Below are 26357 nucleotides of genomic sequence, written 5' to 3' on the forward strand. Positions count from 1 at the left end.
GGAATATGTAGGTTTGAATCAACAACCCACTCCCTGCCATTGATGTCTGGTTATTGTTCGACGTTAAAGGACTGGGTTTTTCTGCGCTAACCGAGCAGTCATTTAACGTCCCTCACTTGCATAATAACCTACGCATGTAATTTTGGAAGCATCTGGAATAATAAAAAACGGATTAGGCTGGCTGAAGGACTCCGCGCCAAAGCAAGTTCATAGACTCTCTCAGCGCCGGTTCAAACGCTGGAACCAGTGCGTCCAGGTTGCGTTGCATTAAGACTTCCTTCACTTGGGTTGGAACGCTTTGCATCTGCCACAATCCCAATAGCAGAGCATTAGTGTGAAGCAGCAAATTGAGGCATTGGGTTTCGGTAAGTTGGGGTAAATGACGACGCAAGCCGACGGCCAGTATTTGTATGCGTCCCATCAGTTCCGCTTTAAAATCGGCGACGCGCTCTGCTTCTACATTACGTTCGAGAATGGAACTGGTCATGGAGGCCAAAGGCATGAAATGAGGATGTTCCTGCACAAACCGGGTTGTTTGGTTAATTAATCCGCCGATAAGGTCTTCGTTAGATTTTTCTTTGTCCTCTGCGACCTCCGCGAGTTCTTGTAACAGCTGCTGGTAGAGTCCGCCAAGCAGATCCAGAAAGATTTCTTCTTTGGTTTTGAAGTAGAGGTACACGGTTCCCTTGGCGAGTCCGGCCTGTTGGGCGATGTTGATCACTGACGGCAACTGTGTGGGCTGCAGTAAGTAAAGCGCGCGAGCGGCTTCCAGTATGCTGTGTCGGCGCGCGGCCTTTTCCTGCTCATCAATAGCGCGGCTGCGCCGGGTTGGGTGTTTCACTGAGACGTTTACCTGCTTAGTACTACATCGTTAAACGATAGACGTCGTTATTCTAGCATTTAAGCTCTCTTCAAGTGTTGTGAACTAGGCATGGCTATGGGGGAAGAGTAGAATGTTTTGCGCAACGATAACAATTCCGCCGACCTGAAGAGGATTTTGGACGATGACTCTGGTCGCAAGCGACATCATGACGCCCCACATCAAATCCGTACCCGCCAGCTGGACGATGCAAAAGTTTGGCGCGTTTCTGGCCCAGAATGGCATTTCCGGCAGTCCTGTGGTGAACGACCGCAATGAAGTGGTCGGCATCGCTACTTTGTCCGATATCGCGGACTTCCATCTCAACCACGTCGACACTAATTACGACGCGCAAATGACGCCAGAAGAGCAAAAAGAAGCCCGCCGCCTGCGTCAGTTTATTTTTGAGGAAATGGTGAAAGTGCCGGTGGAGGTGGGCGACATCATGTCGCCCATTCTGCTGTATGTCACCGAAACCACGCCTTTATCGGAAGTGGCGGAGCTGATGATGAAAGAACATCTGCACCGGATTTTTGTCCTACGCGAGAAGAAAGTGGTTGGCATCATTACCACCTACGACATGCTGAAAGTGTTAAAAGAGAGCCTGAACTGAATTCGGTTATTGTTCGACCTTGGTTTCCACAGCGACGACGTTCCCTGCGTCATCATACTGAATGCGGGCATTGCGATAGGGATCGCTATTGGCGAGCTTCTCCAAGGCTCGCATGGATTTGTAGGGGATGTCGACTATCAGCGAATTCACCAGCCAGCTGGGAATAGCGCCGGCTGGCTCGGTGTGCTGCAGCCATGTCATGCGCGTCTGCGATTCCCCCTGCGGCTGAAACAAATAGTGCGTCTCTTGCTGATGCACGCGCACATACTGGTCTTTTTCCGGCACTTTATCGTCTACGGCGTACATATCCATAGTCACCTCCTGAGTGGAGGGATCACGCTGAGTGCTGATTTCCAATACATAGTCCCGATCACGCACTGGCCAGGGTAAGTCATTGACGGAATACGCATAACGCTTGTTGAAGCTGCCGCGCTCCACTTCCTCTGACGCGATGCAGCCATGCACCCACTTCATACAGGAGGCAGGATCAGCCATAACCGCCAGAATAGAGCGCAGTGGCGTATTTAGTACTGTTTCTGCTTTGAACGCTTTGAAGTCGGACCCGGGGAAGTGCATGGTGAAGATTTTTACCCCGTCTTTATTGAACTCAAGCCGCCATTGCTCTGAGTCCATTGGGATTTCCCCACGGGCTACAATCGACGTAGATAATAAAGATGCGCCAAGAAGAAATCCGACGAGGATATGTCCTGGTAAGGGGGTTTTCAGATGTGAGCGCCGCATTGTTATAGTTGTTTCTCCATAAGATGCCTGGGCGGTTGGAGCCGCTGTGGGGCGATTATGTTAGCACTTGCGACAGCGCCAAAATGATAAGAAACGCCCATTTACAGGCGGCGGTCAAACCGGATTCAGGATGGCGGCTGTGGCGTAGGATTTATGAGGGGTATATAAGGGGTATATAAAAGGAAAGAGGCGTTGAAAGGAGAGGTAAAAGCAAGCCTGCGCGTCAAGCCGGGTGAAGCGCAGGCTGAAATCTCATTCAGGGAGGGTGATATTCAACTCCAGCACGGCGCAGTCATCGTTGCGGTCAATCTGCACTTGGATGTCTTCCCGGTTGATTTTGACGTACTTACCGATCACTTCCAGGATTTCCTGTTGCAGTTGCGGCAGATAATCCGGTTGATTGCGCTGGGATCGTTCGTGGGCAACGATGATCTGCAGACGCTCTTTCGCTACGGAAGCGGTCGCCTGTTTGTTGCTGCGGAAATAATCCCAGAAGCTCATGCCTTACCTCCAAACACGCGTTGGAAGAAGCCTTTTTTCTGTACGTCAAGAAAACGGTGCTCGCGATCTTCGCCCAATAAGCGGGCGACAGCGTCTGCGTAGGCTTGGCCCGCGTCGCTTTGGTGGTCGTGAATGACAGGAACGCCCTGGTTGGAGGCGGTCAGTACCGATTTGGATTCTGGAATAACGCCTAGCAACGGCACAGCCAGAATTTCTTCGACGTCCTGCACGCTCAGCATTTCGCCGTTTTGCACACGCTCAGGATTGTAGCGAGTCAGCAGCAGGTGCTCTTTCACCGGATCGAGGCCCATCTCCGCGCGACGGGATTTACTGTGCAGAATGCCCAGAATGCGGTCGGAATCGCGTACAGATGAAACTTCCGGATTGGTGACGACAACGGCTTCGTCGGCGTAATACAACGCCATCATGGCGCCGTGCTCAATGCCCGCCGGGGAGTCGCAGATAATGTATTCGAAGGTTTCGGACAGCTCATTCAGCACCCGCTCAACCCCTTCCTTAGAGAGGGCTTCTTTATCGCGGGTCTGCGACGCTGGCAGAATGCTCATATTCTCTGTGTATTTGTCTTTGATAAGCGCCTGATTAAGGCTGGCTTCATTGTTGATTACGTTGACGAAGTCGTAAACAACCCGGCGCTCGCAGTTGAGAATCAGATCGAGGTTGCGCAGGCCTACATCAAAATCAATGACTACCGTTTTATGGCCCAGCTTCGACAAACCTGAAGCAATCGACGCGCTGGTGGTTGTTTTGCCTACACCGCCTTTACCTGAGGTAATTACGATAATTTTGCTCAATTTGGTAACCCTTTCCACTCAATCTCTGTAAGTTGAAAATTATAAAGCTCTTTCCCAAAGCAACCCGTCGATCCTGTTTGCAGCCGCTACATGGCTTTTATTGTCAGCTTTTCCCCGTCCAGGCATATTTGCGCTGCTTGTTTCCAATGCTCGCCCTGTAAGTCTTCACTGATTTTATACTGCCCCGCTACTGATACAAGCTCGGCCTCCAGGCTCTGGCAGAATATGCGGGCGCCGGCGTCTCCTTGCACTCCGGCCAGCGCGCGCCCACGTAATGGAGCGTAGACGTGAATGTTGCCGTCGGCCAGAATTTCCGCGCCGGCGCTGACTGGCGCCAATACGATCAGATCGCCGCCAGGGGCGTACACCTGTTGCCCTGAGCGGACGGGCGTGGTGATGACGCGATTGGCGACGCGCTGGGGCGGCGCTTCATCCCGCCCGGTCTCAGCGGCGGCGCTGGGCGTGGGCGACTCCTGCACAGACGTTTCCGCCTCTGTGTTTCGGGTTCCTCGGGACGGTTGAAACACCGCCAGCCCTGCAGTCTGCGCGGCGGAAGTCTGCTCCGGCGCATCTGTTCTCACCCCGATCAGGCGAATGCCTTCTTGTTCGCAAAGCGTTTGAATCAAGGAGAAATCGAGAGGAGAATGGGCTTCAGCCAGTTTTTCGAGTCCAACGACGATAGGCAGGTTATGAAACAGGTTGGGCGCTTGCTTCACCTTTTCCCGTAATTCTTCGGAAAACTTATCCGGTTCGAAATACAACAGCTCCAGGGTGGTTAGGGGAACCATGCTACCCTTGAACTGCAAGCAAGGTGACGAAAATAGGTCGGCAGTCGCCTGCGGCATAATAAAAGTTAATCCCTATCGTTTTTTTGTCGTTGCCGGGATTGTACTTTAATCGTTCGCTCAGGGTCCATGGGATAAACGCGTGCGGAAGGCGATTCCAGCGTGTTCCCATCGGGGAGAGGGTTAATTATTTGTCATATGCCCTCTAGGCTTGTTTTTGTGCAGCCGGTTCTCTAGCTCTATAGGCCTATATGGACAAGGCGGCGGCCCCAATGCAAAAGCCGATGGCGGCGCCCACCAGCACGTCGCTGGGATAATGCAGGCCAAGTACTACGCGGGATAATGCGACACAAAGCGTAAAAGGCAGCACGCACAACGCCAGAACAGGGCTGATTTCCGCGGTCAGCAGAGTAAAGCACACGGCGTGAAGAGTATGGCCGCTGGGGAAGCTGTACTTATCCAGTACTTTTGCGTCACAGGTGATGTCGTTATGGGTGACGAAAGGACGCTCGCGCACCAGCCAGAGCTTAAGTAGCTTATAGATAGCCGTGCAGGCGAGGGCGGTGACAATCATGAAGCCCCCGCTTTCCCAGCCTTCAATGACGCAGACGACGCCGATCAGGGCGTACCAGAATACTCCATCCCCAAGGCGACTTACCGTGCGAAAAAACGGCGCCAGCCGGCGGCGTCTGGCCCATGCGATGGCGGTTCGGCAGATGCTTTGCTCAAGCTCGTCAGCTCGGCGAAACAGCTCTGAGGCTCTTGGCTGATTCATGTGGGCGCCCCCCTTTGGCTTCTCCGGACAAAAGAATGTGTGCGAAACGATCGACAATCTGGCTCCAGTCCAACGGTAATGCGCGACCCCGCGCGGCGGCGCGCAGCCTCTTGAGATGGCTCGGACGCAGCGCCAGCGTCAAGGCGTGGCGGCAGAACGCATCGCAATCCTGTGGCGGCGCCAACATGCCGCTGACCTCGTGCTCCAAGTGCTCACGGGCGGCGGCGTCATTGAAGCTGACGATTCCCAGACCGCTGGCCATGGCCTCCAGGACGACATTGCCGAAGGTGTCGGTGAGGCTGGGAAATAGAAAAATATCCGCGCTGGCGTAATGGCGCGCCAAATCGTCGCCGCGTTTGACGCCCGCCAGGATAATGTCCGGGTGCTTGGCGGCGATGCGCTCCCGCAAGGGGCCTCCACCCACAACCACCATGCGCGCCTTGTTGACCTGTTGCTGGGCGCGTCGGAAGGCGGCGATCGCCAGGTGAACATTTTTCTCGCTGGCGAGACGTCCTACATAAATGAAGACGGGACTTTCCTCCCGCACTCCCCATTCCTCGCGCAGCTGCTGGCAGCGATGTGAGGGGTTGAACTGTCCGCAGTCCACCCCGCGGCTCCAGACCCGGGTGTTGCGTACGCCCATTTCAGAGACAGCGTCAGCGGTTTGCCGGGTCGGCGTCAGAGTCAGCAGGGTGCGGTGATGGAACCAAGTCAGGTAGCGGGTGATGAGTTTGGTTAGCCAGCCGAATCCGTAAAAGGCGCTGTAGCTGTGAAAGTTGGTGTGAAAGCCGCTGACCACTGGTACGCCCAATGCAGTAGCCGCGCTCACCGCACTCCAGCCCAAAGGTCCCTGAGTCGCTACATAAACGGCGCTTGGCGTGTCTTGGCGCCAGGCTTTCAATAAGCGACGGCGGCAGGGCAGGCCGAACTTCAGGTCGCCGTATCCGGGAATCGGACGGCCGCGCACGAGAATATGCTCCATGGCGTCAATCAGCTCACGCTTCTCTCCGAGAGGCTGATGCGGGCGCACTATCTGCACCCGGTACTGACGGAACAGCCCTTCGCTGACATAACGCAACGTATTGGCGACGCCGTTGATTTCGGGAAAGAAAGTTTCGGTTACGATGGCTATTTTGGGGCGCGGACGTTCCCGTTCCGCATTGGCGGCTCGTCCCTGAATGTCCTGCAAGCTGTGCTTTAAAATCATGCATCTCACAATTATGGCTTGGCTAGGACTACCTTCCTCCCGCAAAGTTACAGAAAAACTAATCGTAGATTGCAGATTTGTGACGATTGCCATTTTTGCAGTCGACCGTTATGGTTTGCGGGCAACCGCCATATTTCGCAGGCTGCATGCCTGTTCGCCGCTAATGTGATTACTCAGAAGGGGATGCCATGCAATACCGTCAGTTAGGAAAAACGGACCTGAAAGTCAGCGCCATATGCCTGGGCACGATGACATGGGGGCAGCAAAATACGGAAGTGGAAGCGCACGAGCAGTTGGATTACGCCGTAGAGCAGGGAATTAATTTCATTGATACGGCGGAAATGTATCCCGTGCCGCCGCAGGCGGACACGCAAGGGCGCACGGAGAGCTATCTGGGCTCCTGGCTGAAAAAACGCAGTGACCGCAATAAGTTGATTGTCGCCACCAAGGTCACCGGTCCCGCCGCCTCATTCGGCTATCTACGCGGCGGGCCGCGTCTGACCGCCGCCCATATCAGCGAAGCCATAGACGCCAGCCTTAAGCGCCTGCAAACCGACTATGTGGACCTGTACCAGGTGCATTGGCCGGACCGCAACACAAACTTCTTTGGCAAGCTGGGTTACGAGCATAAAGTAGAAGAGGACGCAACGCCCATTCTAGAAACGCTTGAAGCGCTGGCGGGACTGGTCAAAAGCGGTAAAGTTCGGCATATCGGGCTGTCCAATGAGACGCCATGGGGCGCGATGAAGTATCTGGGTTATGCTGAGTCACTTGGTTTGCCAAGAGCGGTGAGCATTCAAAACCCCTATAACCTGTTGAATCGCACCTTCGAGGTCGGGCTGGCGGAAGTGGCGCATCGCGAGCGCATTGGACTGTTGGCGTACTCGCCGCTGGCGTTCGGCATTCTCAGCGGTAAATATTTGGGCGGGCAGCGTCCCGCCAATGCGAGGATCACCTTATTCAGCCGATTCAGTCGCTATTTGGGCGAGCAGGCTGAACTGGCGACGCAAACCTATGTGGAAGTGGCTGAAAAACACGGATTGGACCCTGCGCAGATGGCGCTGGCGTTCGTCACCTCGCGTCCTTTTGTCACCAGCAATATCATTGGCGCTACGAGCATGGAGCAATTGCGCTCCAATATCGGCAGCATCGACGTAACTCTCGGCGACGAAGTGTTGCAGGATCTGGAAGAAGCGCATCAGCGCTATACTTTCCCATGCCCTTAACAGGCATGCCACGCTCATTCAGGTTGGCTAAACGGCCTGAATGAGTCGATAAAAAATACAATAACAACAGCACAGAGCACTAAAATATGGTCGCGGATGTAAAAGCGGAAGCCCCAGCCTGGTCGGAGAAACTGATGTGGGGCGCTCTCAATGCCCTTGAGCGCTATCTGTTTTCCGAGAACTTTTTCATTGCGAATCTGAGTCCGTATGAGGAGATCTACCGCGACGGCATTATGTCGGTGCGGCATTATCTTCCGCTGGAAGAAGATGAAATTCAGGTTGGCGATGAAACTGTCCCTGTCGAACGAGTCAGGCAGCACACGCCGCTGGTGCTGGTTCCTCCTCTGGCGGCGACGTCGATGATTTTCGATGTTCTGCCGCAGCGCAGTATTGTCCGTTACTTCCTCGCCAAAGGCTTTGATGTCTACTTAATCGACTGGGGTGAGGTGACGGAAGACCATTCTCACCTGTCTCTGGAAACCTACGTGATGCAGTGGATGCCCGATGCGTTGCGGCAAATTCGTCTGCATAGCGGCCGCGAAGACGTCTCTTTTTTCTCGTACTGTATGGGCGGACTGCTGACCCTGATGTACGCAGCGGCGAGTCAGGACCCGAATATTCGTAATCTGGTGACCGTGGCGAGCCCGGTGGACATGCATCAGAGCGGTATGGCGGGAAGGGTGTTGTCTCTGGTTTATCGGCCCGCCAATATTATTTCCCGGGTATTAAATTTTTCTCTAATGGATTTGCCTGCGCGGTTTCTGCATATCCCGGGATGGGTGAACTCCCTGGCGTTCAAGCTCACGAATCCAATGGGCAGCCTGATCAGTTCGCTGGAGCTGCTGGTGAACCTGTGGGACCGGGAGTTCGTCAAGAATCACACAACTATGAGTCAGTGGTTCAATGACATGGTGGACTATCCTGGGCAAACCATCAAAGAGATGCTGGTGACGATGGGGCTGCAAAATCAGATGGCGAGAGGGCGCATGAGAATGGGAGCGACTTCTGCGGAGTTTTCCGCCATCAAGTGCTCGATTCTGGCGTTCGCTGGCGACTCCGATAAATTGGTCAGCATAAAAGCCGCTCATAAGGTGCTGGACATCGTTTCCACGGAGGATAAGGAGTTCTGTGTGGCGCCCGGCGGTCATGCGGGCGTCTTCGCTGGGGCGAAAGCCCCGCAAAACGTTTGGGCGATCAGCGCCGACTGGCTGGCGCAAAGGTCCGGCGAAAAAACGTCACAGACTTAAAAACGTGACAAAGACTACTTTTTGTCGTAATTATGGCTAAAATAAGACGAAAGTATGGCTTTTGATAACTTAGTCACGCCGCGGGTAAATTTTATACAGTAGTATTAGAACCATAGAAACGAACCCGTAAGTTGTAAGTAGTGTTTCGGAGACCAGCGCCATGATGTTAAGACTATTCGCCCTCCTTTTGGTTCTGAATGTTGCCGGTCAGGTCTCCAGTGTAGATGCCGCCGAGCCGGCGCAGGCGGTGTGGCCCGCTGATCAGAACTATACCGCTCAAGGCGGCGTCAGCGAGGGCGGAGCAGGGGACTGCGTACGTCGGGCGCTGGTGATGTTGGCGAATCATTTTTTGAAAGGCGCAGTGGACGTCGAGCCGCAGGGGCATCGTCCTCAGACTTTCGGTCAAGTGCTGTCTCAACCTCAATATAATTTTGACGCGATCGAAGAAGGCGTCAGTGTTTCTGTTTCCTGGAACTTCTGATTTAGTGGGCGCTCTTGGCTTGGCCAGGGCGCAAATCTGGCGCTAAATCTCCCCGTTAAGCCGCATCTCTGCTGACCCCTAAACAAACTCTCTCACTTTCATCCACCAGTCTTCCGACGTTTTACAATTTTTTCCTTCGCCTGCGTCTTGATTGTCCTGCGTAAAATGGCGAATTACACAGCATGGTATAGACTTATTCATTAAGTACGTGCGGAAAACTTTCCCAACATATATCAGGCCGTTACCCAGGATAGCTTGGAATAACCCTGAAAAATCTTTCTGCACGCTCAAATTTCTGTCATGTGATCCGGTTTGAGGCTGTGTGATGAATTTATCCAGTATCAGTGTCCGTTTGCCGTTGCTGTTTCTAAGTCTGGCGACGCTTATGTTGATCGGTTTCGGGTACTTCGATTACTCGACGACGAAAAGCGAAGTACAGGCGAGGCTTGAGAGAAGCGCGAACAACATACTTGGACGGTTGTCGTTGAGCCTGCCGGCTCCGATATGGAACTACGAAACGGAATTCCTGAACCGCAACATCGAATCGGAAATGCAGGACGCCATCGTGGCCGGCATTGTCGTTAGTAACGAAGAAAACAGGTTGGCCGCCCAATATAAGGAAAGTGGCGAAGGCGAAATCCAGAAAGTTGAAGAGGGGGCGGATCTGCCTGACTTGAGTCAGGATATGGTGCTGACCCGTGACCTGATTTACGTGGAAAGCGGCGCAGAGAACAAAGTCGGCAAAGTAGAACTTTATATTGATCAGACGCCGGTTAAAGTCGCTTTGGACCGGGTCTTTATGAAAACTGTGGTGCAGATAATCGTGCTCGACGCTATTTTGGCGGCGGTCATGATTCTATTGCTGAAAACCACGGTGCTGACGCCTTTGAGCAACGTCACCCACGCCATCAGTGATATCGCACAAGGTGACGGAGATTTGACGCAACGTTTGAAATTCAAGCGCAAAGACGAGTTTGCCGCCCTGGGCGAACAGTTCAATGTATTTATAGAGAAGCTACAGGGCATTATCGGGCAGGTGGTGGAGACCTCGGATCAGCTGTTGCACAGCTTTACCGAGTCGAGCGGCAAGGTGGAGGAAATCTCCAGGGAGATGAGTAATCAGCAGCAGCAAATAGATATGGTGGCCACCGCCAGTACCGAAATGTCATCCGCTATTGATGGCGTCGCCAAAAGTGCGGCGCAGGCTTCAGAGGCCACCCAGAAGGCGGACGAAACGGCGCAGCAGGGCGAGAAAGTCGTGCAACAGGCCATCACGGTGATACAAAGCCTGGCTAAAGAAGTGGATCATGCGACGGATGTGACGGAGAAACTGGCGGTAGAAGGCCAGAATATCGGCACCGTGCTGGACGTTATCAAGAGCGTTTCTGAACAAACCAATCTACTGGCGTTGAACGCCGCCATTGAGGCTGCTCGCGCCGGCGAACAGGGGCGGGGCTTCGCCGTGGTGGCGGATGAGGTAAGAACCCTGGCGCAACGCACTCATGAATCTACCGACGAAATCCAGCAGATTATCGCGCGGTTACAGCACTCCACCGAGGAAGTCAAAGCCGGTATGGGGCTGGTGAAAGATCAGGCGCAACATGGCGTGACGCAGGTTCAGGAAGCGGGCAAGTCAATCGAAATCATCGCCGGAGCGGTGGACAAGATCACTGAGATGAGTACGTTTATTGCGGAAGCCGCCCATGAACAGAGCCTGGTGGTTTCGGAAATCAATGAAAACGTGGTCAATATCGCCAAGGTTGCGGAAGACTCTGTTGTTCGCGCAGGCGAAACCGTCGAAGCGAACCAGAAGTCCTCTGCGGACGCCAAACGGCTGCGCGACCTGGTGCGCCAATTCAAGATTTAGCCTTCATAACCGCGCATGGATGCGACATCGTTACGCTAAGCGGCGCAAAAACGCCGCTTTTTCTATGCGCTAGGATTTATCCTGGGGTCGGTTTGATTCTCTATTGACGATCGTCAACTCATTTCCTAGTGTTCATTCACATACTGGGCGCGTAAGTGACGGCCGCGATCCCTGACGCCATGTTGCGTTCCCAGAGCGAAAGTCTTCAACGTCAAATCTATGACGGCTGACCGCAAGGTGGGTTGGATTGCATGCCGCTGAACTGTGGTTGGCGAAAAATAACAAAAGGAACCAGCGATTATGAGTCAAGAACGTCCACGGACCTTCCGGAAGTTGTCCGATTGCGTCGACGCTATTATTGAAAGGGTGGGAAATAAGATCATACTTGGCCTGCCTCTTGGTCTGGGTAAGCCTGTTCCTCTGGTAAATGCGATTTATCAGCGGGCCAAAGATGACGCCAGTCTTAGCTTGAAAATCGTCACGGCATTGTCTCTGGAAAAGCCGGTTGGCCGCAGTAAACTGGAACGCAACTTTCTGGAACCTTTCGTCGAGCGGCAATTCGCAGGCGTTCCTGACCTGGACTACGTGCTTGACCTCCGTAACAACAACCTGCCTCGTAACGTAGAGGTGGCTGAGTTCTTCTTTAAAGCCGGCAGCTATTTGAACAACGCCCGGCAACAACAGAATTACATGAGCAGCAACTACACGCACGCTGCAAGAGACCTGATAGCTAACGGCGTTAACGTGGTGGTGCAGATGCTGGCCTACCGCGAAATCGATGGTAAGCCATACTATAGCTTCAGTTGCAATCCAGACCTGTCTATCGACTTGGAGCCCATGCTGCACAAACTCGCTGCGCAAGGGATGCCCATCGCCATTGTGGGCATGATCAACCGCCGCCTGCCTTTCATGCACAATCACGCAGTGGTGGAGCCCGAGCGCATTGATTTCGTGGTCGACAGCAGGGACTTTGATCATCCCTTGTTCGCGACGCCTAACATGGCCATATCTCCTGCAGATCACCTTATTGGTTTTCACGCCAGCACACTGGTTCGTGACGGCGGCACGCTGCAAGTGGGGATTGGATCTTTGGGCAGCGCATTGGTCTACAGCACGATCCTGCGCAGGGAGCAGAATCAGGTTTACCGCGAACTGATGCGGGATCTGGATCTGCGCGACAAGTTTCCGGTCGTTGACGTTATTGGCGGCGACGATCCCTTGTCCCAAGGACTGTATGGATGCAGTGAGATGATGGTGGACGGTTTTATGTATCTCTACAAGGCCGGCATTCTCACCCGTGAAGTCTTTGATGACCTGGTTCTGCAAAAGCTGCTGAATCAGGGCGACATCTCCACCAAGGTGGATTTACGCATCCTTGATGCGCTGGTCGAAGCGGATGTCATTCACGCCAAATTGCGCGCCCGGGATGTGCAGTATTTGATTAAGTACGGCATTTTCAAACCCCAGGTCGAGTTCAAAGGCGGCGCGTTGGTATGGCAAGGGGAGCCGATCGAACCGGATTTAAGTTCTCAGGAAGCGCGTACGAAAATTGAAGCAGTCTGTCTGGGCGAGAGTTTGAAAGGCGGGGTCGTCATGCATGGCGGCTTTTTCCTCGGTCCACAGCGCTTTTATGACATGTTGCATGGACTCAGTGACGAAGAGCATCAAAAGTTCTGTATGACCAGCGTCAACTTCATTAATCATCTTTACGACCATAAGTTTGGCGTACAGGCGTTGAAGGTGGCGCAGCGCGCTGAGTCTCGCTTTATCAACTCGGCGATGATGGTGACGCTGAACGGCGCGGTGATCTCTGACGGGCTATCCAACGGGAAAGTGGTCAGCGGCGTTGGAGGGCAGTACAACTTTGTCGCCATGGCCCATGAAATCCCTCAGGCGCGTTCCATCATCAAGCTAAAATCCACTCGCAACTCTGGCGGCCGCACTCTCTCCAATATTATTTTCAACTATGGGCATATGACTATTCCCCGTCATCTGCGGGATATTTTCGTGACGGAATACGGCATCGCCGACGTGCGCGGCAAATCGGATAAAGACGTGTTCATCGAGCTGATCAAAGTCGCAGACTCACGCTTTCAGGATGAGTTGCTGCAGCAGGCGAAGCAGGCGGGTAAAGTGCCGACGGACTATATTCTTCCGGAGGCCTACCGGAGTAATACGCCGGAAAAACTCCGCGCATTGCATCAAAAGTATAGCGCCAAAGGCCTGTTCCCCGCCTTTCCGTTCGGGTGTGAGTTTACCGAGGAAGAGCTGAAAATAGGCAAGGCGTTGAAAGCGTTGAAAGCGAAAACTTCAACCAAATTAGGCTTGGTCCAGGCGCTGTGGCGCGCCTTGCATGTGCGGGAGACGCCATTGGAGCTTGCGCCGATTCTCAAGCGTATGAAACTGGATCAGCCTCAGGAAATCAGAGAGCGCATGGAGCAGAAGCTGCTGATTGCGGAAATGGCTGGCTGAACGGAAAACCGGGTGTAAAAACGGCGCCTGCCCTGAATCAATGGCTTCATTTAAAACAGGCGGGGCGCTTCGTGATAGAATCCCGCCTTTTTGCGGAACAGAATTATGCGACCGAAAGTTTTTACCGTGGACTACAAGTTGAAAAACGCCGAGGGAGAAGTGGTGGATACCTCATTCGGCGGCGAGCCTCTTGTGTTCATGCAGGGGGCGGGGCAGGTGACCCCTGGTTTTGAGCAGGGTCTGGCGGAGCATGTTGCGGGTGATGAGGTGTCGCTGTCGATTCCTCCGGAACTGGCCTATGGGCATTTGAAGGAAGAGCTGATGCAAATGGTTCCGGCTAACCAGTTTGAAGGTGTTGATGAGTTAAAGCCGGGCATGTTGTTCCAAACGCAGTCCGGCGATGAGCGCAGAGTGATCAAGGTGGTCAGCATCCACGGAGAAAAAGTGCTGGTGGACGCTAACCATCCTCTGGCGGGTTTGACTCTATACTTCGAAGTTCATGTCAGATCGGTGCGTGAAGCGACTGATGACGAAATCAAATCAGGCTACGCCGTCGGCTAACGCCCAGTCAGGCTTGGGATCATTACTCCAGTACATTTGCTGCAGTGACGTTCCCACCTGCTGTTGAGCTGTCCTGGCGACGCTTTCCGCAGGCGTATCCATTGCGACTTCCATGGCAGGGTGAATCGCCACGTACACATCCGTCGGCGTGGCTTTCATCAGTCTTACCAAATGCGATACGAATTCATCATCGCCGATAAAAGGCGCATAGGCGTCCGGCACATTGTCCCGTCGGTAATGCAGGGTGATGGGCTGTATCGGAACTTGCGCCCGAATCGCGGCATTCAATAGACGACCATGGAATTTCTTAACCCGCTGGCCGTCCGTCGTGGTGCCTTCCGGGAAAATCAAAGTGGTGGAGCCGTGGCGCATGCAGGACTCCAATTCCGTTACTACCTGTCTTGCTTTGCCGCCGCCCCGTGTAATAAATAACGTGCCGGCTTGCGCCGCCAGCCAGCCAATAAAAGGCCAGCTTCTGACTTCCGCCTTGGACAGAAAGTGCAATGGCTTGATGGCGCCGAGGACCGGAATATCCAGCCATGAGATGTGGTTACTGATCACCATCACTGGCCCGTCGTGCAGTTCGCCGGATGCGTGAATACGCAGGTTCAGCACCCGGCATAAACCCGCCAGCCAGAAGCGGGCGATGGGAGCGCGCTGCAGCCAGCCAGGCTTGATGGCGTCAATGACGCCCACAATCGCGGCGAGCACCGCGCCCCATGTCAGATAGGGGATCAGAATCGAGGCTCTCAGGAACAGGCGAACAGAACTCATGGCGTCCTTCCTCCAGGCGTCAGGCGCAGTGGTCAGGCTTGTGGCTCTTTCATGAAATGCTTGGCGTAGCGCGCCGCCAGTGCATCGATGTGTAGCAAAATAAACAAGTCGGCGCATTGAAAATCAGGGTCCCAGCATGGATCTCCGCCAATCTGGGCTCCAAGACGCATGTAAGCGCGGATCAGCGGGGGGACCGCCGCTTTGCTGGGCGCGGGGCCAACAGGTTGGGGTAAGGTCCGCTTAGGGATGACCCTGGCGTTTTCCGCAGTGAGGCAGCGCTCCTGCAACTGGCGCGTGATAGACCAGGCTTCCGCCGTACCTTCTATGACGCTGATGGAGCCGCATCCCAGTAAATAGTCGAACTCATTATCAATGACGTACTTGGCGATGCCGGACCAAAGCAGCGCCAATGTCGCGCCGTTGCGGAAGGCGGGATGCACGCAGGTGCGGCCGATTTCCAGCTTGCGCCCCGGTAACTGGTAAATGGCGCTGAGGTCGAACTCGCTTTCCGAATAGAAACTGCCCGCCAGTCTGGCTTTGTCATCGGCAAGCAAACGCGTGGTGGCGACGACTTGTCCGCTGATGTTGTCTTTCACCAGCAGGTGGTCGCAAAAAGGGTCGAAACTATCGCAGTCCAGTCCTGGAACCGGGCTATGGAGATTGGCGCCGAACTCTTCCGTAAATATCCGGTAGCGCAGTTGTTGCGCCATGATCACCTCTTCACTACGCTGCGCCACGCGAACGAAGAGCTCCGCTTTCTTTGATTCCGCCTTGGCTAAGACGACTCGCTGACCTGATGTGTGCATAGTAATTCTCTTTATAGTGTTTTGGCGGATACTATGGCGATCACGTGACAGGGGGGTGACGTTGCAGTTACTGCTTTATGACAATTGTTTTTAAGTAAGCGTTGGTGTACTTGCTAAATGGCTTGACTGAGAAAGGGGTAAATTTTGTAAGACTGGTTATACTTATGTGGATAAAAGTGCTATTTTTCTATAAGTCACGAATAATTCTAAATTTTATTGGGGGCCATTCAGGAAAGGATGGCGACAGGGGCAGGGACGGGACTCAAAATCTATAATGTGAGAGATACGGACACCGTGGATACTAATGAAGCTTGGCGCATATTGATCGTTGAAGATGATGAACGTTTGGCCGATCTTACCAAAGAGTATCTTGAATCGAATGGCTTGATGGTTTCCGTTGAGCCCAATGGCAGTAAGGCTGTTGAGCGAATTCAGAATGAGCAACCCGATCTGGTCGTATTGGATTTGATGCTGCCGGGCGAAGACGGTCTTTCCATTTGCCGTAAAGTACGGCCGAGTTATAACGGCCCCATTCTGATGCTGACAGCGCGTACTGACGACCTGGACCAGGTATTGGGCCTGGAAATGGGAGCGGATGATTATATGTGCAAGCCGGTGCGCCCACGGGTGTTGCTGGCGAGAATCCGCGCGTTGTTGCGCAGGGTGAAGGAGCAAGGCGAGGCGGCCGCAGAGTCGCCGATCGCCGAACAGTCCGGAGACGGTCCGGTGCGTCTGGTATTCAACAACCTGGTGATCGACCGCTCTATGCGCGAAGCCTGGTTGGAAGATCAGAGCATAGACTTGACCAGCGCGGAATTCGATTTATTGTGGTTGCTGGCCAGCAGCGCCGGCAGGGTGCTCAGCCGGGAAGAGATTTTCACCGCACTGCGCGGTATTGAATATGATGGGCAGGATCGCTCCATCGATGTCAGAGTTTCCCGCATCCGACCCAAGATCGGGGACGATCCGGTGCATCCCAGACGAATCAAAACGGTGCGCAGCAAAGGATACCTCTTCGTCAAAGAAGCCTAACGGACAACAGGGCTCACTGTGAATAACGTTTTTCTGCGCGTATACAGTGGCGTAGCGTTATCGTTGCTCGTATATGCAGTTATAGCACTGGGCCTTTTTCATTCCATTAACGCCGTGCGTTACCTGCAGTACCGAGAGCAACGCGTGGCGCCGCTGTTTAACTGGGTTATTGAGCAGCCGGAAGAGCGGCTGGAATTCCTCAAATCCATCACCACCGCCGACCTGACATTTGATTTACTGGCCCCAGCTGAGTTTGAGTTCAGCAGGTTGGAGAGGGAGCGCCTGGCTTATGGCCAAACTATCGTGCTCTCCAATAATGCTGGCATACACGCCTTCGCCCAAGCGGGCCCGGATAAAATGTTGGGCGCTTACTTCGCTGACCTGCCATTGGAAAGCGCCCTCTGGGCGGCGCGTTTGATATCTCTGCAGACCCGGGCCGTAGCCAAAGAGTCGCGTGACGATACGCTGCTGGAGTTGGGCAAGACCTTTAACCTGTCAGCGAGCCTAGTTCCTCTGAGCGTGATTGCAGAGTGGCCCGCCAATATTCAGGGACGCTTTCTGAAAGAGGGGTGGACCTCACTGCCGTCTCAGGGGCGCAAAGGCGATGCGCTGGCCGTGTCGTTCGATAAACAGTTTATTTTACAAATCGACCCTGTGCCGACATTCAATCCTTGGGCCTGGCCGGTGTTGACGACGCTGATTGTCGCCGGGCTGGTATGTATCGGCGCTACACTTTATCTGCTGTTGGAAAAACTTGAGCGTCGTTTACGTAAACTGGAGTCTGTCGCCAGTCGAATTGCCCGGGGTGAGTTGGATGCGAGAGTGGATGACAACCGCTTTGACGCTGTTGGACGCCTGGGAACGGTATTCAATCGTATGGCGGAGCATATTCAGCGGTTAGTGGCGGTGCAGCGCGAAATGATTCATGCGGTATCGCACGAATTGCGTACGCCGGTCGCCCGCATTCGTTTTGGCGTGCAAATGATTGAAGACAGCACGGAAGATCAGTTCCTGCACAAACAGCTGTCAGGGATCGACTCAGATATACAGGAACTCAACGAGCTGATCGACGAAATTCTCACCTACGCTCGCCTGGAGCAGGGGGGGCCTATCCTGGACTTTCAGGAAGCCAATGTTAAAGATATCGTCAATCAGGTGGTGGGAGAACAGAGCTCGGTTAAACCAAACCTGGAAATCAGCGCTGAATTCGTACGAGGTTCAGATCGCTGGAAGGTCTCCGAGGTTGAGCCCCGTTATATCCATCGCTCAGTGCAGAATTTAGTGGGCAATGCGACTCGCTACGCTAAGTCCAAAGTGGTGGTGCATTGCAACTTCGGTCAGGAAACCTGTCGTATTGATGTTGAAGACGATGGTCCGGGCATTCCTGAGTCGGATTGGGAGCGCGTGTTTACAGCGTTCGCCAGACTCGACGATAGCCGCACTCGTAGCTCTGGCGGATACGGCTTGGGTCTTTCCATCGTTCGTCGAATTCTCTATTGGCATGGCGGACAAGCCTTCGTCGGCCGCAGCGAAAACCTTGGCGGCGCCAAGTTCAGTCTGGTCTGGCCCCGTAAGCAAGGGGCATAAAAAAAGCGCAGCTTGAGCTGCGCTTTTTAGTCTACATCGCTTCCCTTACTTGCTGATCACTTTCAGATTGTCGATGTACATGCTGGTGGAAGGCTGCGCGCCAATCACATGCAGACGCAGCTGAGAGATGGTCCCATTTGGAGACAGGTTCAACTCACCGCTGATGTTCTGCCACTGTGAGGTGGCGATTTCCTGGCCGCCCAGTTTCTTCCAGTGACCACCGGAATTATCAACGTAGTAGACCCACAGCTCCGCCTTATCGGATGAGCGACGGCTGCTAGCCAGGTAAACGTCAGCGCTGACCTGGTAAGGCTTACCGGCTTCCAGCAGACCATGTGCGTTGAGTCCAGGGCCAGAATACCAGCGATAACGATTGCTGCTCAGCAGGCTGTACTTGCCGGAGGCTGCAGTGTCGCTCAGGTAGAGTCTGGTTCCGAAATAGTTGCTCCAGCCGCGAGTTCCATTCTCAAAGCCTTCATTGATGATCTCTTTGCCGCCGGGTTCGTTAGTGTCGCCGCCGTTGTCGTCGCCATCGTCACCGTCGCGGTTGAGAGGAACGATTTTGACTTCGTCAACCAACATGTCTACGCCAGCGCTGGCGCCATAAATCAGCATGCCTACGTCGCGTATGGTTCCTTTTGCGTCCAGAGTGAAAGTGCGCTCATACTTGGACATTTCGCTGTTGGTGAAAGAAGCGCGGGAGAGGTACTGATAGTGTGTGCCGCTGTCGTCGGAAACTTTGAATACGACGCGCATATTCTCACGGCTGCCATTTTCACCCAGACCAAGCTTGGCGGTTAACTTATATTCCACACCTGCTTTCAGTTTGCCAGTCAGTTTCTGGTAAGCGCCAGCGTAATAGGCTGAGCGATTGGTGATTTCCAGAATATAGTCACGGCCGCAGTCTTTCTTAAAGTAGGCCTGTCCCAGGTCGCCTGCGTTGCTGTAGCTGGTCCAGCTGGACAGCTCATTGAAGTCGCCGTCTTCCACCAGGTTGTCGTTCAACTCTGGTTTGCTGCATACGGTGGTGTCGTCGCCGTTATCTCCGTCATCGCCGCCGTCATCTCCACCATTGTCATCGCCGCCGTTATCATCGCCATCTCCACCGTCGTCGATCTTCGTTGGGAAGAAAGCGGCGATCTGGTCGCCAATCTTACGCAGGTTTTGCGCCGCATCGGCGCCGTTGCTCTGTCCGGCGCTGACGCCGCAAGCCTGACCTTCGCATTTATTGATGTCAGGGTTGGAGATCATCTGCAGCTGGTTACGGGTGTTGTAGGCCTGTGGGTAGGCCATGATGGTGCTGAACGAACCGTACACGCCGTGGCCGCGGGCCCATGACCAGATGCCGCCTTGCGAGTTTTGAACATAGGAGTGGCCAAGGCTCATGTTATGGCCGAGTTCGTGTGTGAAAGTGCTGTATCCGCAATCTACGCCGACTAAGCTGAAACCTGCTGAAGCGGCATTGCTGTAAAGCTGCCCTGAGCTGGCGTTGCCAGGTGGAACATAACCGATACCGCACACATAGCCGCCATTCATGGGCTCGCGCAGGTTGATCAGGGTAACCAGGTCAGCGCCGTACTTCTGACGCAGAGAGGCGACGGTGCTATTGCGGCTGAAGGAATCCAGGTTGGAACTGTTTACATAAACATAGTTTGAGTTGATCTTTTCCGCGCCGACGAGGCGCAGACGCATATCAACATTACTGTTCTGGTAGGCTTGGTTACTGTACTCGATGTAAGACGCAATGCGAGCGTTGATATCGCGACCGTTGGAGGTCTGTGTCGCTTGGTCAATGTACAGAACCAGTACGTCTACGGTGTTCTCCGCGTGCGCGGAGCCGGCTCCGACGCTGGCGGCGAACATAAGGGCGGCGGCTTTACTAAAATTCATTATAGTTTTCCTTTTTTCATTTATATTTTATGAGTTGCTTTGAGGCTGTTCGGGCGTTGGCATATCCAGAGGAGGAATCGGCACGCCGTCTTCAGTTGGAGTGATTCGGCTGTTTATTTCGCCTTCGTCGGTGAGGGTGACCTGTCCTGTGTCGTTATTAATGACAGCGGAATAAGTGCCGGTGCGGGTGGCTATGACAACATGCGTGTCCATTTCTCCGCGGGTGATAATGACGTTGTCTGTCGGTGAGCCGCCAACCAGCGGGCCTTTCCAGACTTCTATCGTGTCCAGCTGATTGTGAGTGGAAGTGATTTCCGCAAGCAGCGATTCATTTCTTTGCGGGATGGGCAGTTCCAACTGCCTTCCCACGCGCAGCTTATCCAGCGCTTCCATATTGGCGTGCATCCTTTTGGCGGGGATGCCGTTTACAACAATATCTTCTGCATCACCAGGAGCGCTCCACATAGACATGACTTCGTTGGAGTCGTTAGCGTCCAACTCATCATTCACAGGTTCGGGTGGAGGTCCGTCAGCGGAAAAGTCCGCATCAGCCTGCGTCGCTGTATTAGCGGGCGGCTGTGACGACGTGGTCTGAGACTGGGCGTCAAGCGGCGCCGGAGGATTGAATGCGGCGTTAGCGGGGGCCGCGCCTCCAGGTTGAGCTTCATTGGAAGCGGCTGGCGTGTCGGGGCTTGGCTTGGGGCCGTCGGAATATCGAAGTATTCCCACGACCGACGCCAAGGCGACCAGACCGGCTGCGCCCAGGATCATTGGCTTCTTCATTTGCGTTCCTTTCTGACTGTGTTTGGAATAGAACAGTTAACATTCCGCTCACATTCATCCATAAACGAGCGATCTTACCGGGCGGTCCGAAAATTTAGCCAAATGCCGTCAATGCCTCAATCGTGCAAATGGGCATTGGACTTATGGCTTACTTTTGTCTGTCCACTTGGTCAGGTTTTTGGGGGGGGTAAATATTGGAGGTTTGGAGGGAGTGGATTTAGATGGTGTGGAAATAAGGAGTTAGGCCTTTTTGCTTACCATTTGTTACATAAGGCGACACTTCTCTAACAGACATGGAGGCGGGAGAAATTCATAATTCGTTTCGTAAGGGATGACTCTTTGAGGTTGTAGTTCTATCGAACTTTCCTTGTTTCATTGTGGGGCTATCTTAGCCCCTCTTTTTTTGCCCGCCTTTCAGACTTCAGACTTCAGACTTCAGACTTCAGACTTCAGACTTCAGACTTCAGACTTCAGACTTCAGACTTCAGACTTCAGACTTCAGACTTCAGACTTCAGACTTCAGACTTCAGACTTCAGACTTCAGACTTCAGACTTCAGTGCGCCTTTATTTTTTAAATGCGATTAAATGCTCCGCCTTCAGGCGAATGGCGACTTCCGCATTAATGGGAAAGTCCTGGTGGCTGGGCGTCAATGCTTCCAGCTTACGTCCTGAGCTGAGCAGGAGTCGATAGAGGGTGGAGGAGCCGGCGAATATCTTGTCGATAATCTTGGCTTTTTGAGGGGATGTGTCGTCGAATACCAAGTCGTCAGGACGGATCAATACCTCCACGGCCTGTTGCGGATTCCAAGGATATGCCCTGTTGCCGCGAATAACCCCAAGCTCTGTTTCAACGCTGTCGTGGGTGGTTAGCACGCCGGGTAATAAGGCTCCGCGACCAATAAAGTTGGCGACAAAGCGGTTGGCGGGTTCATGGTACAGGTTATAGGGCGTATCCCATTGCTGTAAGCCGCCGCCGTGCAAAATGCCAACGTGATCGGCCATAGCAAAGGCTTCATTCTGGTCGTGGGTAACCAAAATTGCGGTAATGCCCCGCTTTTTAAGTATCTCCCTGACGTCCAGGCTAAGGCGAGAACGAAGTTCTGCATCAAGATTGGAGAAAGGTTCATCCATTAACAGCAACACCGGATCTGGAGCGAGCGCGCGCGCCAAGGCGACGCGTTGCTGTTGGCCTCCAGATAATTGGTGTGGGTAAGCGTTGGCGTAAGCTGTCATGCCGGTAAGCTCCAGCATGTCTTTCAGCTTGGCGTCCGCTTCTGTCGCGCTGCGATTGTGCAGTCCAAACTTGATATTCGCCGCGACGCTTAAGTGAGGAAAGAGCGCATAATCCTGGAAGACCATGCCGACTTGGCGTTTCTCTGTCGGCAGCGTAGCAGATGGTGTAGAAACGGGCGCGCCGTTTACTCTCACTTCTCCTGCAAAGACGGGCTGAAAGCCCGCCAGTACACGAAGAACAGTCGTCTTTCCACAGCCGCTAGGGCCCAGCAAACTGACTATCTCGCCTTTGTTCAGCTGAAAAGACAGGTGAGATACGACTGTCTGGCCGCCATAACCGCAGCTAAGGTCTTTTGCCTCCAGCAAAGGCGCGCTCGCCATCATCTTAAACCTGTTTGCCGTACAGCAGGAATTCCATGAGGGCCTTCTGCGCATGCAGGCGGTTCTCCGCTTCATCCCAAACTACGGAGCGCTGATCATCCAGCATGTCCGTACTGATTTCCTCGCCTCTGTGGGCGGGCAAACAGTGCATAAACAACGCGTCAGGCGCAGCTTTGTTCATAAGTTCAGGCGAAACCTGGAAAGCAGCGAAAGCCTTTTCCCGCTCAGCCTGCTCTTGCTCTTGCCCCATAGAGGCCCATACGTCGGTCACAACCAAATGAGCGCCTGCGACGGCGTCAGATGGAGTGCGGAATATCTTCACCCGGTCCGCGTTTTGCTCCACCAGCGACTGCATTGGCTCATAACCCTCGGGGCAAGCGACCGCCAGCTCAAACCCGAATTGGCGCGCAGCGTTGATGTATGAGTTGCACATATTGTTGCCGTCGCCAATCCAGGCTACTTTCTTGCCTCGGATAGTGCCTCGATGTTCGACATAGGTTTGTATGTCGGCGAGAAGCTGGCAGGGGTGGTAGTCGTCAGTCAGCGCATTAATGACCGGCGCAGAAGAATACTTGGCGAAGAGTTCAAGCTTGCTGTGTTCAAATGTGCGGATCATGATGATGTCCACCATGCGCGACAGGACTCGGGCGCTGTCCTCAATGGGTTCCCCGCGTCCCAGCTGTGTATCGCGGGGGGAGAGAAATATGGCTGAGCCGCCTAATTGCGCCGCTCCCGCCTCAAAAGATACGCGAGTGCGGGTGGAGGACTTTTCGAAAATCATACCCAGAACCTGGCCTTGCATCGGCGTATGGGCCTGCTTGCTTCTGTGCTTGGCTTTCAGCTGGATAGCTCGCTCAATCAGGTACTCCAGTTCGGTCGGGGAAAAGTCACACAATGTCAGAAAATGTCTGATGCTCATGGTGCGTTACTCGCCATTTCAGTAGGTTAAAGTCAAATATAGAAGGAATGAAAGACGACTGCCGCCGTCTTCAGTATGCACGGCTATAAACCTACCTTGGTTTTTTTCGATCGTCCGCAGCGTAAAGCTTGATCAGTCGCACCAGCGTCGTCACTAGATGTTCAGCTTCTACGTCCGTCATGGTTAATGCCGGCAGCAGCCGGATAACGCGATCAGACGTCACATTAATTAGCAGTCCCACTGTTTGCGCCAGGGGTACCAGCTCGGGGCAGGGTTCGGTCATTTCTATGCCGATCATTAAACCCTTGCCGCGAATATCCTTGATATACTCGGCTCCACTGAACTCTTGCTTTAACTTGCTCAGAATCTGTTCGCCAAGAGAGCGGGCTCTTTCTGTCAGATTATTGCTTTGAATCGTTTTGATGACCGCCATTGCTGCGGCGCAAGCTAATGGGTTGCCGCCGAATGTAGAGCCGTGCGAGCCAGGGTGAAACACCTCGGAGGCGACGCCTTTCGCCAAGCAGGCTCCGATAGGGACACCGTTGCCCAGGCCTTTGGCGGTGGTCACCACGTCGGGAGCGATGCCGTAGTCCTGATAGGCGAAATAAGCGCCAGTGCGGCCATTTCCGGTTTGCACTTCATCTAGCATCAGTAGCCAGCCTTTGGCGTCACACAGTTTTCTAACTGCGTGAAGGTACTCCACAGGTGCGATATTTACGCCGCCTTCACCTTGGATAGGCTCCATCAGCACTGCCACGACATTGTTGTTGGCGCGTGCGATATTCTCCAGGGTTTTCATATCATTGTATGGCGCGCGTACAAATCCAGACACCAGGGGCTCAAACCCGGCCTGGACCTTGCGGTTGCCTGTGGCGCTTAATGTGGCGAGGGTGCGGCCGTGGAAAGAGTGCTCCATAACAATGATTGAAGGAGACTCAATACCTTTCTTTTTACCATATAGGCGGGCCAGTTTGATTGCGGCCTCGTTAGCTTCGGCGCCGGAGTTGCAAAAGAAAACACTGTCCATACCGGCGACTTGACATAACAGGTCGCCCAGCTGTTGCTGTAGAGGAACCTGATAAAGATTGGAGCAGTGCAAAAGCTTCTTGGATTGGTTGCAAACCGCTTCAGATACGGCGGGGTGTGCATGTCCCAGCCCACATACGGCGATGCCGGTTACAGAGTCAAAATAGCGGTTGCCTTGAGTATCGTATAACCAGCAACCTTCTCCATGCGTAAAGGCGATGGGCAGTCTGCCATAAGTATTCATCAGGGTTGGACCGGCCATTTTCTTCGTCCTCTTATATACAACCTTAAACTCTATATATGGTTGAAAACCCTATATAACGCAAAAAGGCAGCCCCGGCTGCCTGTTCCAACAGCTATAGTATAGATAATTGTTACACATGGCAACGAAGCCCAGGGAGGCCCTGATCTGGCTCAAATTTCCTGGCTAAGAAGCGACTAATTGCCCCTGAAGAAGCGTCTCTTTTCGCGTATACTTCCGTTCCAGAAAGGGCGAAGCGCCTAATTTGCAGCGCATTAGGTCGTTGTCTGATTAAATCATCATCGCCAGCGCTTAAAAACATAGTAAAATAGTCAACCAATCACTCAATGACTGTTATTAAAGGTTAGGTTTATGGATGTCATCGAAGTTATCAAAGAGCAATTAACCAGTAATCCCATCATTCTTTTTATGAAGGGAACGCCGAATGCTCCTCAGTGCGGGTTCTCTGCTCGTACAGTTCAGGCATTGATGGCCTGCGGTGAAAAATTTGCTTATGTAAATATTCTGGAGCACCCGGAAATTCGCGAAGCGTTGAAAACCTACTCTAATTGGCCAACATATCCTCAGCTGTATATTAAAGGTGAGCTGGTTGGCGGGTGTGATATCGTCGCTGAGTTATATGAGTCCGGTGAGCTACAGGGAATGGTGAAGGGCGCTGCTGTCGCGGAATAACCATTTCGAGTATGCGATTTGGGTCTGTCGCTTTGTCTAGCTGGCGGGGGCGTAAAGTATCTGCACCAGATAACTGTAACCAAATACGCTATCTGAAGGAGGGGGGCGTTGATAGGGGTTGGCGGCGTATGCGCTGCGAATCGCTGCAGCGTCCAGCTTCTCATCTCCGCTACTTCTCTCAACTTCCGCTTTTACTAGCATGCCTGTCTCTTGAAACTGCAACTTGAGCACGACCGTGCGGGCTTCTGTAAGGTCGCTATATTCATATTGATTGTTGTACAGACGATTTTGCGCCAAGTGGCGAACAAGGTAGGGCCAGAAGGTCGAATGTGTTGACGGCTGGCTTCTCAGTAGCTCCAGAATAGACGCGTCCATCTCATACGCTTCGCTTTCCGGCCTGTTGGGCTTTTTGTCGGCGGACTCCGACTCGCCTTTAAACAGGTTGCTTACCCAGTTCAGGTTGGTGCGATTTGCATTCAGGCGAGGTATTCCCGAAAAAGTATCTTGTTGCGAGCCCTTCCACGGGAGTGTGTCGTCAACAATATCCTTTGGCGCCTCGGTTTGCGCAGGCATACTTTGAGTTTGTTGAGTTCCAGGAGTGCTAACCGTCCGGGCGTTGAGAGTGATTGTGATTGTTGGATTTTCTTTCTGTGGAAGCTGAATGGAAAAGAGCAGGAACAGTATGCCTGCGTGAGCAAGGATAGATAAGAAAATGGCGTTGGCGGCGCATCCACCGTTAAATTCACTGTCAGGCATAAAACACATGGGGCTTGAGGTCTGTAGCGAATTTAACTTATTTCCTAAGGCGGTAGAAATGAGTTTGCGTCAGTTATGTGAAGCGGGT

General features: G+C 53.4%; 25 protein-coding genes. 10 read left to right on the forward strand and 15 right to left on the reverse strand.

Annotated features, from left to right (window positions below):
- Positions 1 to 172 precede the first annotated feature (172 nt).
- A complete protein-coding gene (locus HCH_RS07875; RefSeq protein ID WP_011395657.1) occupies positions 173 to 841 on the reverse strand; it encodes a TetR family transcriptional regulator in 669 nt (222 codons plus the stop codon).
- Positions 842 to 1004: 163 nt separating this feature from the next.
- On the opposite strand from HCH_RS07875, the gene HCH_RS07880 reads away from it, so the two are divergent.
- Positions 1005 to 1472 carry a CBS domain-containing protein gene (locus tag HCH_RS07880; RefSeq protein WP_011395658.1) on the forward strand — a complete coding sequence of 156 codons (468 nt, stop codon included), beginning with the start codon at positions 1005 to 1007 and terminating at the stop codon, positions 1470 to 1472.
- Between the two features lie 6 nt (positions 1473 to 1478).
- Here the strand turns inward: HCH_RS07880 and HCH_RS07885 are convergent, their stop codons facing one another.
- From HCH_RS07885 to HCH_RS07910, 6 genes are all read right to left on the reverse strand, one after another.
- The gene (locus tag HCH_RS07885) at positions 1479 to 2105 is read right to left on the reverse strand and encodes an START domain-containing protein (RefSeq protein WP_011395659.1); all 627 of its coding nucleotides are present in this window, start codon (positions 2103 to 2105) and stop codon (positions 1479 to 1481) included.
- Positions 2106 to 2465: 360 nt separating this feature from the next.
- Positions 2466 to 2714: a cell division topological specificity factor MinE gene (minE, locus tag HCH_RS07890; protein ID WP_011395660.1), complete on the reverse strand. Its 249-nt coding sequence runs from the start codon at positions 2712 to 2714 to the stop codon at positions 2466 to 2468.
- On the reverse strand, positions 2711 to 3526 hold the full coding sequence (gene minD, locus HCH_RS07895) for a septum site-determining protein MinD (protein ID WP_011395661.1): 816 nt from the start codon (positions 3524 to 3526) through the stop codon (positions 2711 to 2713). The genes minE and minD overlap by 4 nt, the downstream gene beginning before the upstream one ends.
- Positions 3527 to 3612: 86 nt before the next feature.
- Positions 3613 to 4371 (reverse strand): septum site-determining protein MinC, encoded by a 759-nt coding sequence (gene minC, locus HCH_RS07900; RefSeq protein WP_011395662.1) that lies wholly within the window; start codon positions 4369 to 4371, stop codon positions 3613 to 3615.
- Positions 4372 to 4558: 187 nt separating this feature from the next.
- Positions 4559 to 5086: a phosphatase PAP2 family protein gene (locus HCH_RS07905; RefSeq protein ID WP_011395663.1), complete on the reverse strand. Its 528-nt coding sequence runs from the start codon at positions 5084 to 5086 to the stop codon at positions 4559 to 4561.
- Entirely contained in the window at positions 5046 to 6293 is a 1248-nt protein-coding gene (locus HCH_RS07910; RefSeq protein ID WP_011395664.1) for a glycosyltransferase family 4 protein, read from the reverse strand. The genes HCH_RS07905 and HCH_RS07910 overlap by 41 nt, the downstream gene beginning before the upstream one ends.
- A gap of 188 nt (positions 6294 to 6481) precedes the next feature.
- Here HCH_RS07910 and HCH_RS07915 point away from each other — a divergent pair, with 188 nt between their 5' ends.
- The 6 genes from HCH_RS07915 to HCH_RS07940 all read left to right on the forward strand — a co-directional run bounded on the left by HCH_RS07915 (position 6482) and on the right by HCH_RS07940 (position 14147).
- Positions 6482 to 7519 (forward strand): NADP(H)-dependent aldo-keto reductase, encoded by a 1038-nt coding sequence (locus tag HCH_RS07915; RefSeq protein ID WP_011395665.1) that lies wholly within the window; start codon positions 6482 to 6484, stop codon positions 7517 to 7519.
- An 86-nt stretch (positions 7520 to 7605) separates the two neighbouring features.
- Positions 7606 to 8766 (forward strand): alpha/beta fold hydrolase, encoded by a 1161-nt coding sequence (locus HCH_RS07920; RefSeq protein WP_011395666.1) that lies wholly within the window; start codon positions 7606 to 7608, stop codon positions 8764 to 8766.
- A 160-nt stretch (positions 8767 to 8926) separates the two neighbouring features.
- Positions 8927 to 9247 (forward strand): hypothetical protein, encoded by a 321-nt coding sequence (locus tag HCH_RS07925; protein WP_011395667.1) that lies wholly within the window; start codon positions 8927 to 8929, stop codon positions 9245 to 9247.
- Positions 9248 to 9572: 325 nt separating this feature from the next.
- Positions 9573 to 11114 carry a methyl-accepting chemotaxis protein gene (locus tag HCH_RS07930; protein ID WP_011395668.1) on the forward strand — a complete coding sequence of 514 codons (1542 nt, stop codon included), beginning with the start codon at positions 9573 to 9575 and terminating at the stop codon, positions 11112 to 11114.
- Between the two features lie 300 nt (positions 11115 to 11414).
- Positions 11415 to 13586, forward strand: a complete 2172-nt coding sequence (locus HCH_RS07935; protein WP_011395670.1) for an acetyl-CoA hydrolase/transferase C-terminal domain-containing protein — start codon at positions 11415 to 11417, stop codon at positions 13584 to 13586.
- A gap of 105 nt (positions 13587 to 13691) precedes the next feature.
- Positions 13692 to 14147, forward strand: coding sequence for an FKBP-type peptidyl-prolyl cis-trans isomerase (locus HCH_RS07940; protein ID WP_011395671.1), 456 nt, complete (start codon positions 13692 to 13694; stop codon positions 14145 to 14147).
- Here HCH_RS07940 and HCH_RS07945 read toward each other — a convergent pair.
- Both HCH_RS07945 and HCH_RS07950 read right to left on the reverse strand, forming a co-directional pair.
- Positions 14127 to 14921 (reverse strand): lysophospholipid acyltransferase family protein, encoded by a 795-nt coding sequence (locus HCH_RS07945; RefSeq protein WP_011395672.1) that lies wholly within the window; start codon positions 14919 to 14921, stop codon positions 14127 to 14129. The two genes, HCH_RS07940 and HCH_RS07945, sit on opposite strands and share 21 nt — an antisense overlap.
- A 32-nt stretch (positions 14922 to 14953) precedes the next feature.
- Positions 14954 to 15727, reverse strand: a complete 774-nt coding sequence (locus HCH_RS07950) for a GNAT family N-acetyltransferase (RefSeq protein WP_011395673.1) — start codon at positions 15725 to 15727, stop codon at positions 14954 to 14956.
- Positions 15728 to 16021: 294 nt separating this feature from the next.
- Between HCH_RS07950 and HCH_RS07955 the strand changes: the two genes are divergently transcribed.
- Together HCH_RS07955 and HCH_RS07960 are read left to right on the forward strand one after the other, a co-directional pair.
- Positions 16022 to 16759, forward strand: a complete 738-nt coding sequence (locus tag HCH_RS07955) for a response regulator (RefSeq protein ID WP_041599342.1) — start codon at positions 16022 to 16024, stop codon at positions 16757 to 16759.
- Between the two features lie 18 nt (positions 16760 to 16777).
- Positions 16778 to 18346 carry an ATP-binding protein gene (locus HCH_RS07960; RefSeq protein WP_011395675.1) on the forward strand — a complete coding sequence of 523 codons (1569 nt, stop codon included), beginning with the start codon at positions 16778 to 16780 and terminating at the stop codon, positions 18344 to 18346.
- A gap of 45 nt (positions 18347 to 18391) precedes the next feature.
- Here HCH_RS07960 and HCH_RS07965 read toward each other — a convergent pair whose 3' ends face one another.
- The 5 genes from HCH_RS07965 to HCH_RS07985 all read right to left on the reverse strand — a co-directional run bounded on the left by HCH_RS07965 (position 18392) and on the right by HCH_RS07985 (position 24841).
- Positions 18392 to 20236 carry a carbohydrate binding domain-containing protein gene (locus HCH_RS07965; RefSeq protein WP_011395676.1) on the reverse strand — a complete coding sequence of 615 codons (1845 nt, stop codon included), beginning with the start codon at positions 20234 to 20236 and terminating at the stop codon, positions 18392 to 18394.
- A 27-nt stretch (positions 20237 to 20263) separates the two neighbouring features.
- Positions 20264 to 21019, reverse strand: a complete 756-nt coding sequence (locus tag HCH_RS07970) for a hypothetical protein (protein WP_011395677.1) — start codon at positions 21017 to 21019, stop codon at positions 20264 to 20266.
- A 565-nt stretch (positions 21020 to 21584) separates the two neighbouring features.
- A complete protein-coding gene (locus tag HCH_RS07975; RefSeq protein WP_011395678.1) occupies positions 21585 to 22637 on the reverse strand; it encodes an ABC transporter ATP-binding protein in 1053 nt (350 codons plus the stop codon).
- Between the two features lies 1 nt (position 22638).
- Positions 22639 to 23553, reverse strand: coding sequence for an ornithine carbamoyltransferase (gene argF / locus HCH_RS07980; protein ID WP_011395679.1), 915 nt, complete (start codon positions 23551 to 23553; stop codon positions 22639 to 22641).
- Positions 23554 to 23644: 91 nt separating this feature from the next.
- Positions 23645 to 24841 carry an aspartate aminotransferase family protein gene (locus HCH_RS07985; protein ID WP_011395680.1) on the reverse strand — a complete coding sequence of 399 codons (1197 nt, stop codon included), beginning with the start codon at positions 24839 to 24841 and terminating at the stop codon, positions 23645 to 23647.
- 351 nt (positions 24842 to 25192) lie between these two features.
- On the opposite strand from HCH_RS07985, the gene grxD reads away from it, so the two are divergent.
- Positions 25193 to 25513: a Grx4 family monothiol glutaredoxin gene (gene grxD, locus HCH_RS07990; RefSeq protein ID WP_011395681.1), complete on the forward strand. Its 321-nt coding sequence runs from the start codon at positions 25193 to 25195 to the stop codon at positions 25511 to 25513.
- Between the two features lie 36 nt (positions 25514 to 25549).
- Here grxD and HCH_RS07995 read toward each other — a convergent pair whose 3' ends face one another.
- Complete coding sequence (locus HCH_RS07995) at positions 25550 to 26269, reverse strand: TonB C-terminal domain-containing protein (protein WP_158304939.1); 720 nt, start codon at positions 26267 to 26269, stop codon at positions 25550 to 25552.
- Positions 26270 to 26357: the final 88 nt, after the last annotated feature.

The sequence above is a fragment of the Hahella chejuensis KCTC 2396 genome, from assembly GCF_000012985.1.
Classification (GTDB): domain Bacteria; phylum Pseudomonadota; class Gammaproteobacteria; order Pseudomonadales; family Oleiphilaceae; genus Hahella; species Hahella chejuensis.

Excerpts from the sequence above, each read along its gene's own strand:
- HCH_RS07880 (WP_011395658.1), top strand. The coding sequence starts at position 1,005 with ATGACTCTGGTCGCAAGCGACATCATGACGCCCCACATCAAATCCGTA.
- HCH_RS07885 (WP_011395659.1), bottom strand. The coding sequence starts at position 2,105 with ATGGACTCAGAGCAATGGCGGCTTGAGTTCAATAAAGACGGGGTAAAA.
- minE (WP_011395660.1), bottom strand. The coding sequence starts at position 2,714 with ATGAGCTTCTGGGATTATTTCCGCAGCAACAAACAGGCGACCGCTTCC.
- minC (WP_011395662.1), bottom strand. The coding sequence starts at position 4,371 with ATGCCGCAGGCGACTGCCGACCTATTTTCGTCACCTTGCTTGCAGTTC.
- HCH_RS07905 (WP_011395663.1), bottom strand. The coding sequence starts at position 5,086 with ATGAATCAGCCAAGAGCCTCAGAGCTGTTTCGCCGAGCTGACGAGCTT.
- HCH_RS07910 (WP_011395664.1), bottom strand. The coding sequence starts at position 6,293 with ATGATTTTAAAGCACAGCTTGCAGGACATTCAGGGACGAGCCGCCAAT.
- HCH_RS07915 (WP_011395665.1), top strand. The coding sequence starts at position 6,482 with ATGCAATACCGTCAGTTAGGAAAAACGGACCTGAAAGTCAGCGCCATA.
- HCH_RS07920 (WP_011395666.1), top strand. The coding sequence starts at position 7,606 with ATGGTCGCGGATGTAAAAGCGGAAGCCCCAGCCTGGTCGGAGAAACTG.
- HCH_RS07925 (WP_011395667.1), top strand. The coding sequence starts at position 8,927 with ATGATGTTAAGACTATTCGCCCTCCTTTTGGTTCTGAATGTTGCCGGT.
- HCH_RS07930 (WP_011395668.1), top strand. The coding sequence starts at position 9,573 with ATGAATTTATCCAGTATCAGTGTCCGTTTGCCGTTGCTGTTTCTAAGT.
- HCH_RS07935 (WP_011395670.1), top strand. The coding sequence starts at position 11,415 with ATGAGTCAAGAACGTCCACGGACCTTCCGGAAGTTGTCCGATTGCGTC.
- HCH_RS07940 (WP_011395671.1), top strand. The coding sequence starts at position 13,692 with ATGCGACCGAAAGTTTTTACCGTGGACTACAAGTTGAAAAACGCCGAG.
- HCH_RS07945 (WP_011395672.1), bottom strand. The coding sequence starts at position 14,921 with ATGAGTTCTGTTCGCCTGTTCCTGAGAGCCTCGATTCTGATCCCCTAT.
- HCH_RS07950 (WP_011395673.1), bottom strand. The coding sequence starts at position 15,727 with ATGCACACATCAGGTCAGCGAGTCGTCTTAGCCAAGGCGGAATCAAAG.
- HCH_RS07965 (WP_011395676.1), bottom strand. The coding sequence starts at position 20,236 with ATGAATTTTAGTAAAGCCGCCGCCCTTATGTTCGCCGCCAGCGTCGGA.
- HCH_RS07970 (WP_011395677.1), bottom strand. The coding sequence starts at position 21,019 with ATGAAGAAGCCAATGATCCTGGGCGCAGCCGGTCTGGTCGCCTTGGCG.
- HCH_RS07975 (WP_011395678.1), bottom strand. The coding sequence starts at position 22,637 with ATGATGGCGAGCGCGCCTTTGCTGGAGGCAAAAGACCTTAGCTGCGGT.
- argF (WP_011395679.1), bottom strand. The coding sequence starts at position 23,553 with ATGAGCATCAGACATTTTCTGACATTGTGTGACTTTTCCCCGACCGAA.
- HCH_RS07985 (WP_011395680.1), bottom strand. The coding sequence starts at position 24,841 with ATGGCCGGTCCAACCCTGATGAATACTTATGGCAGACTGCCCATCGCC.
- grxD (WP_011395681.1), top strand. The coding sequence starts at position 25,193 with ATGGATGTCATCGAAGTTATCAAAGAGCAATTAACCAGTAATCCCATC.
- HCH_RS07995 (WP_158304939.1), bottom strand. The coding sequence starts at position 26,269 with ATGCCTGACAGTGAATTTAACGGTGGATGCGCCGCCAACGCCATTTTC.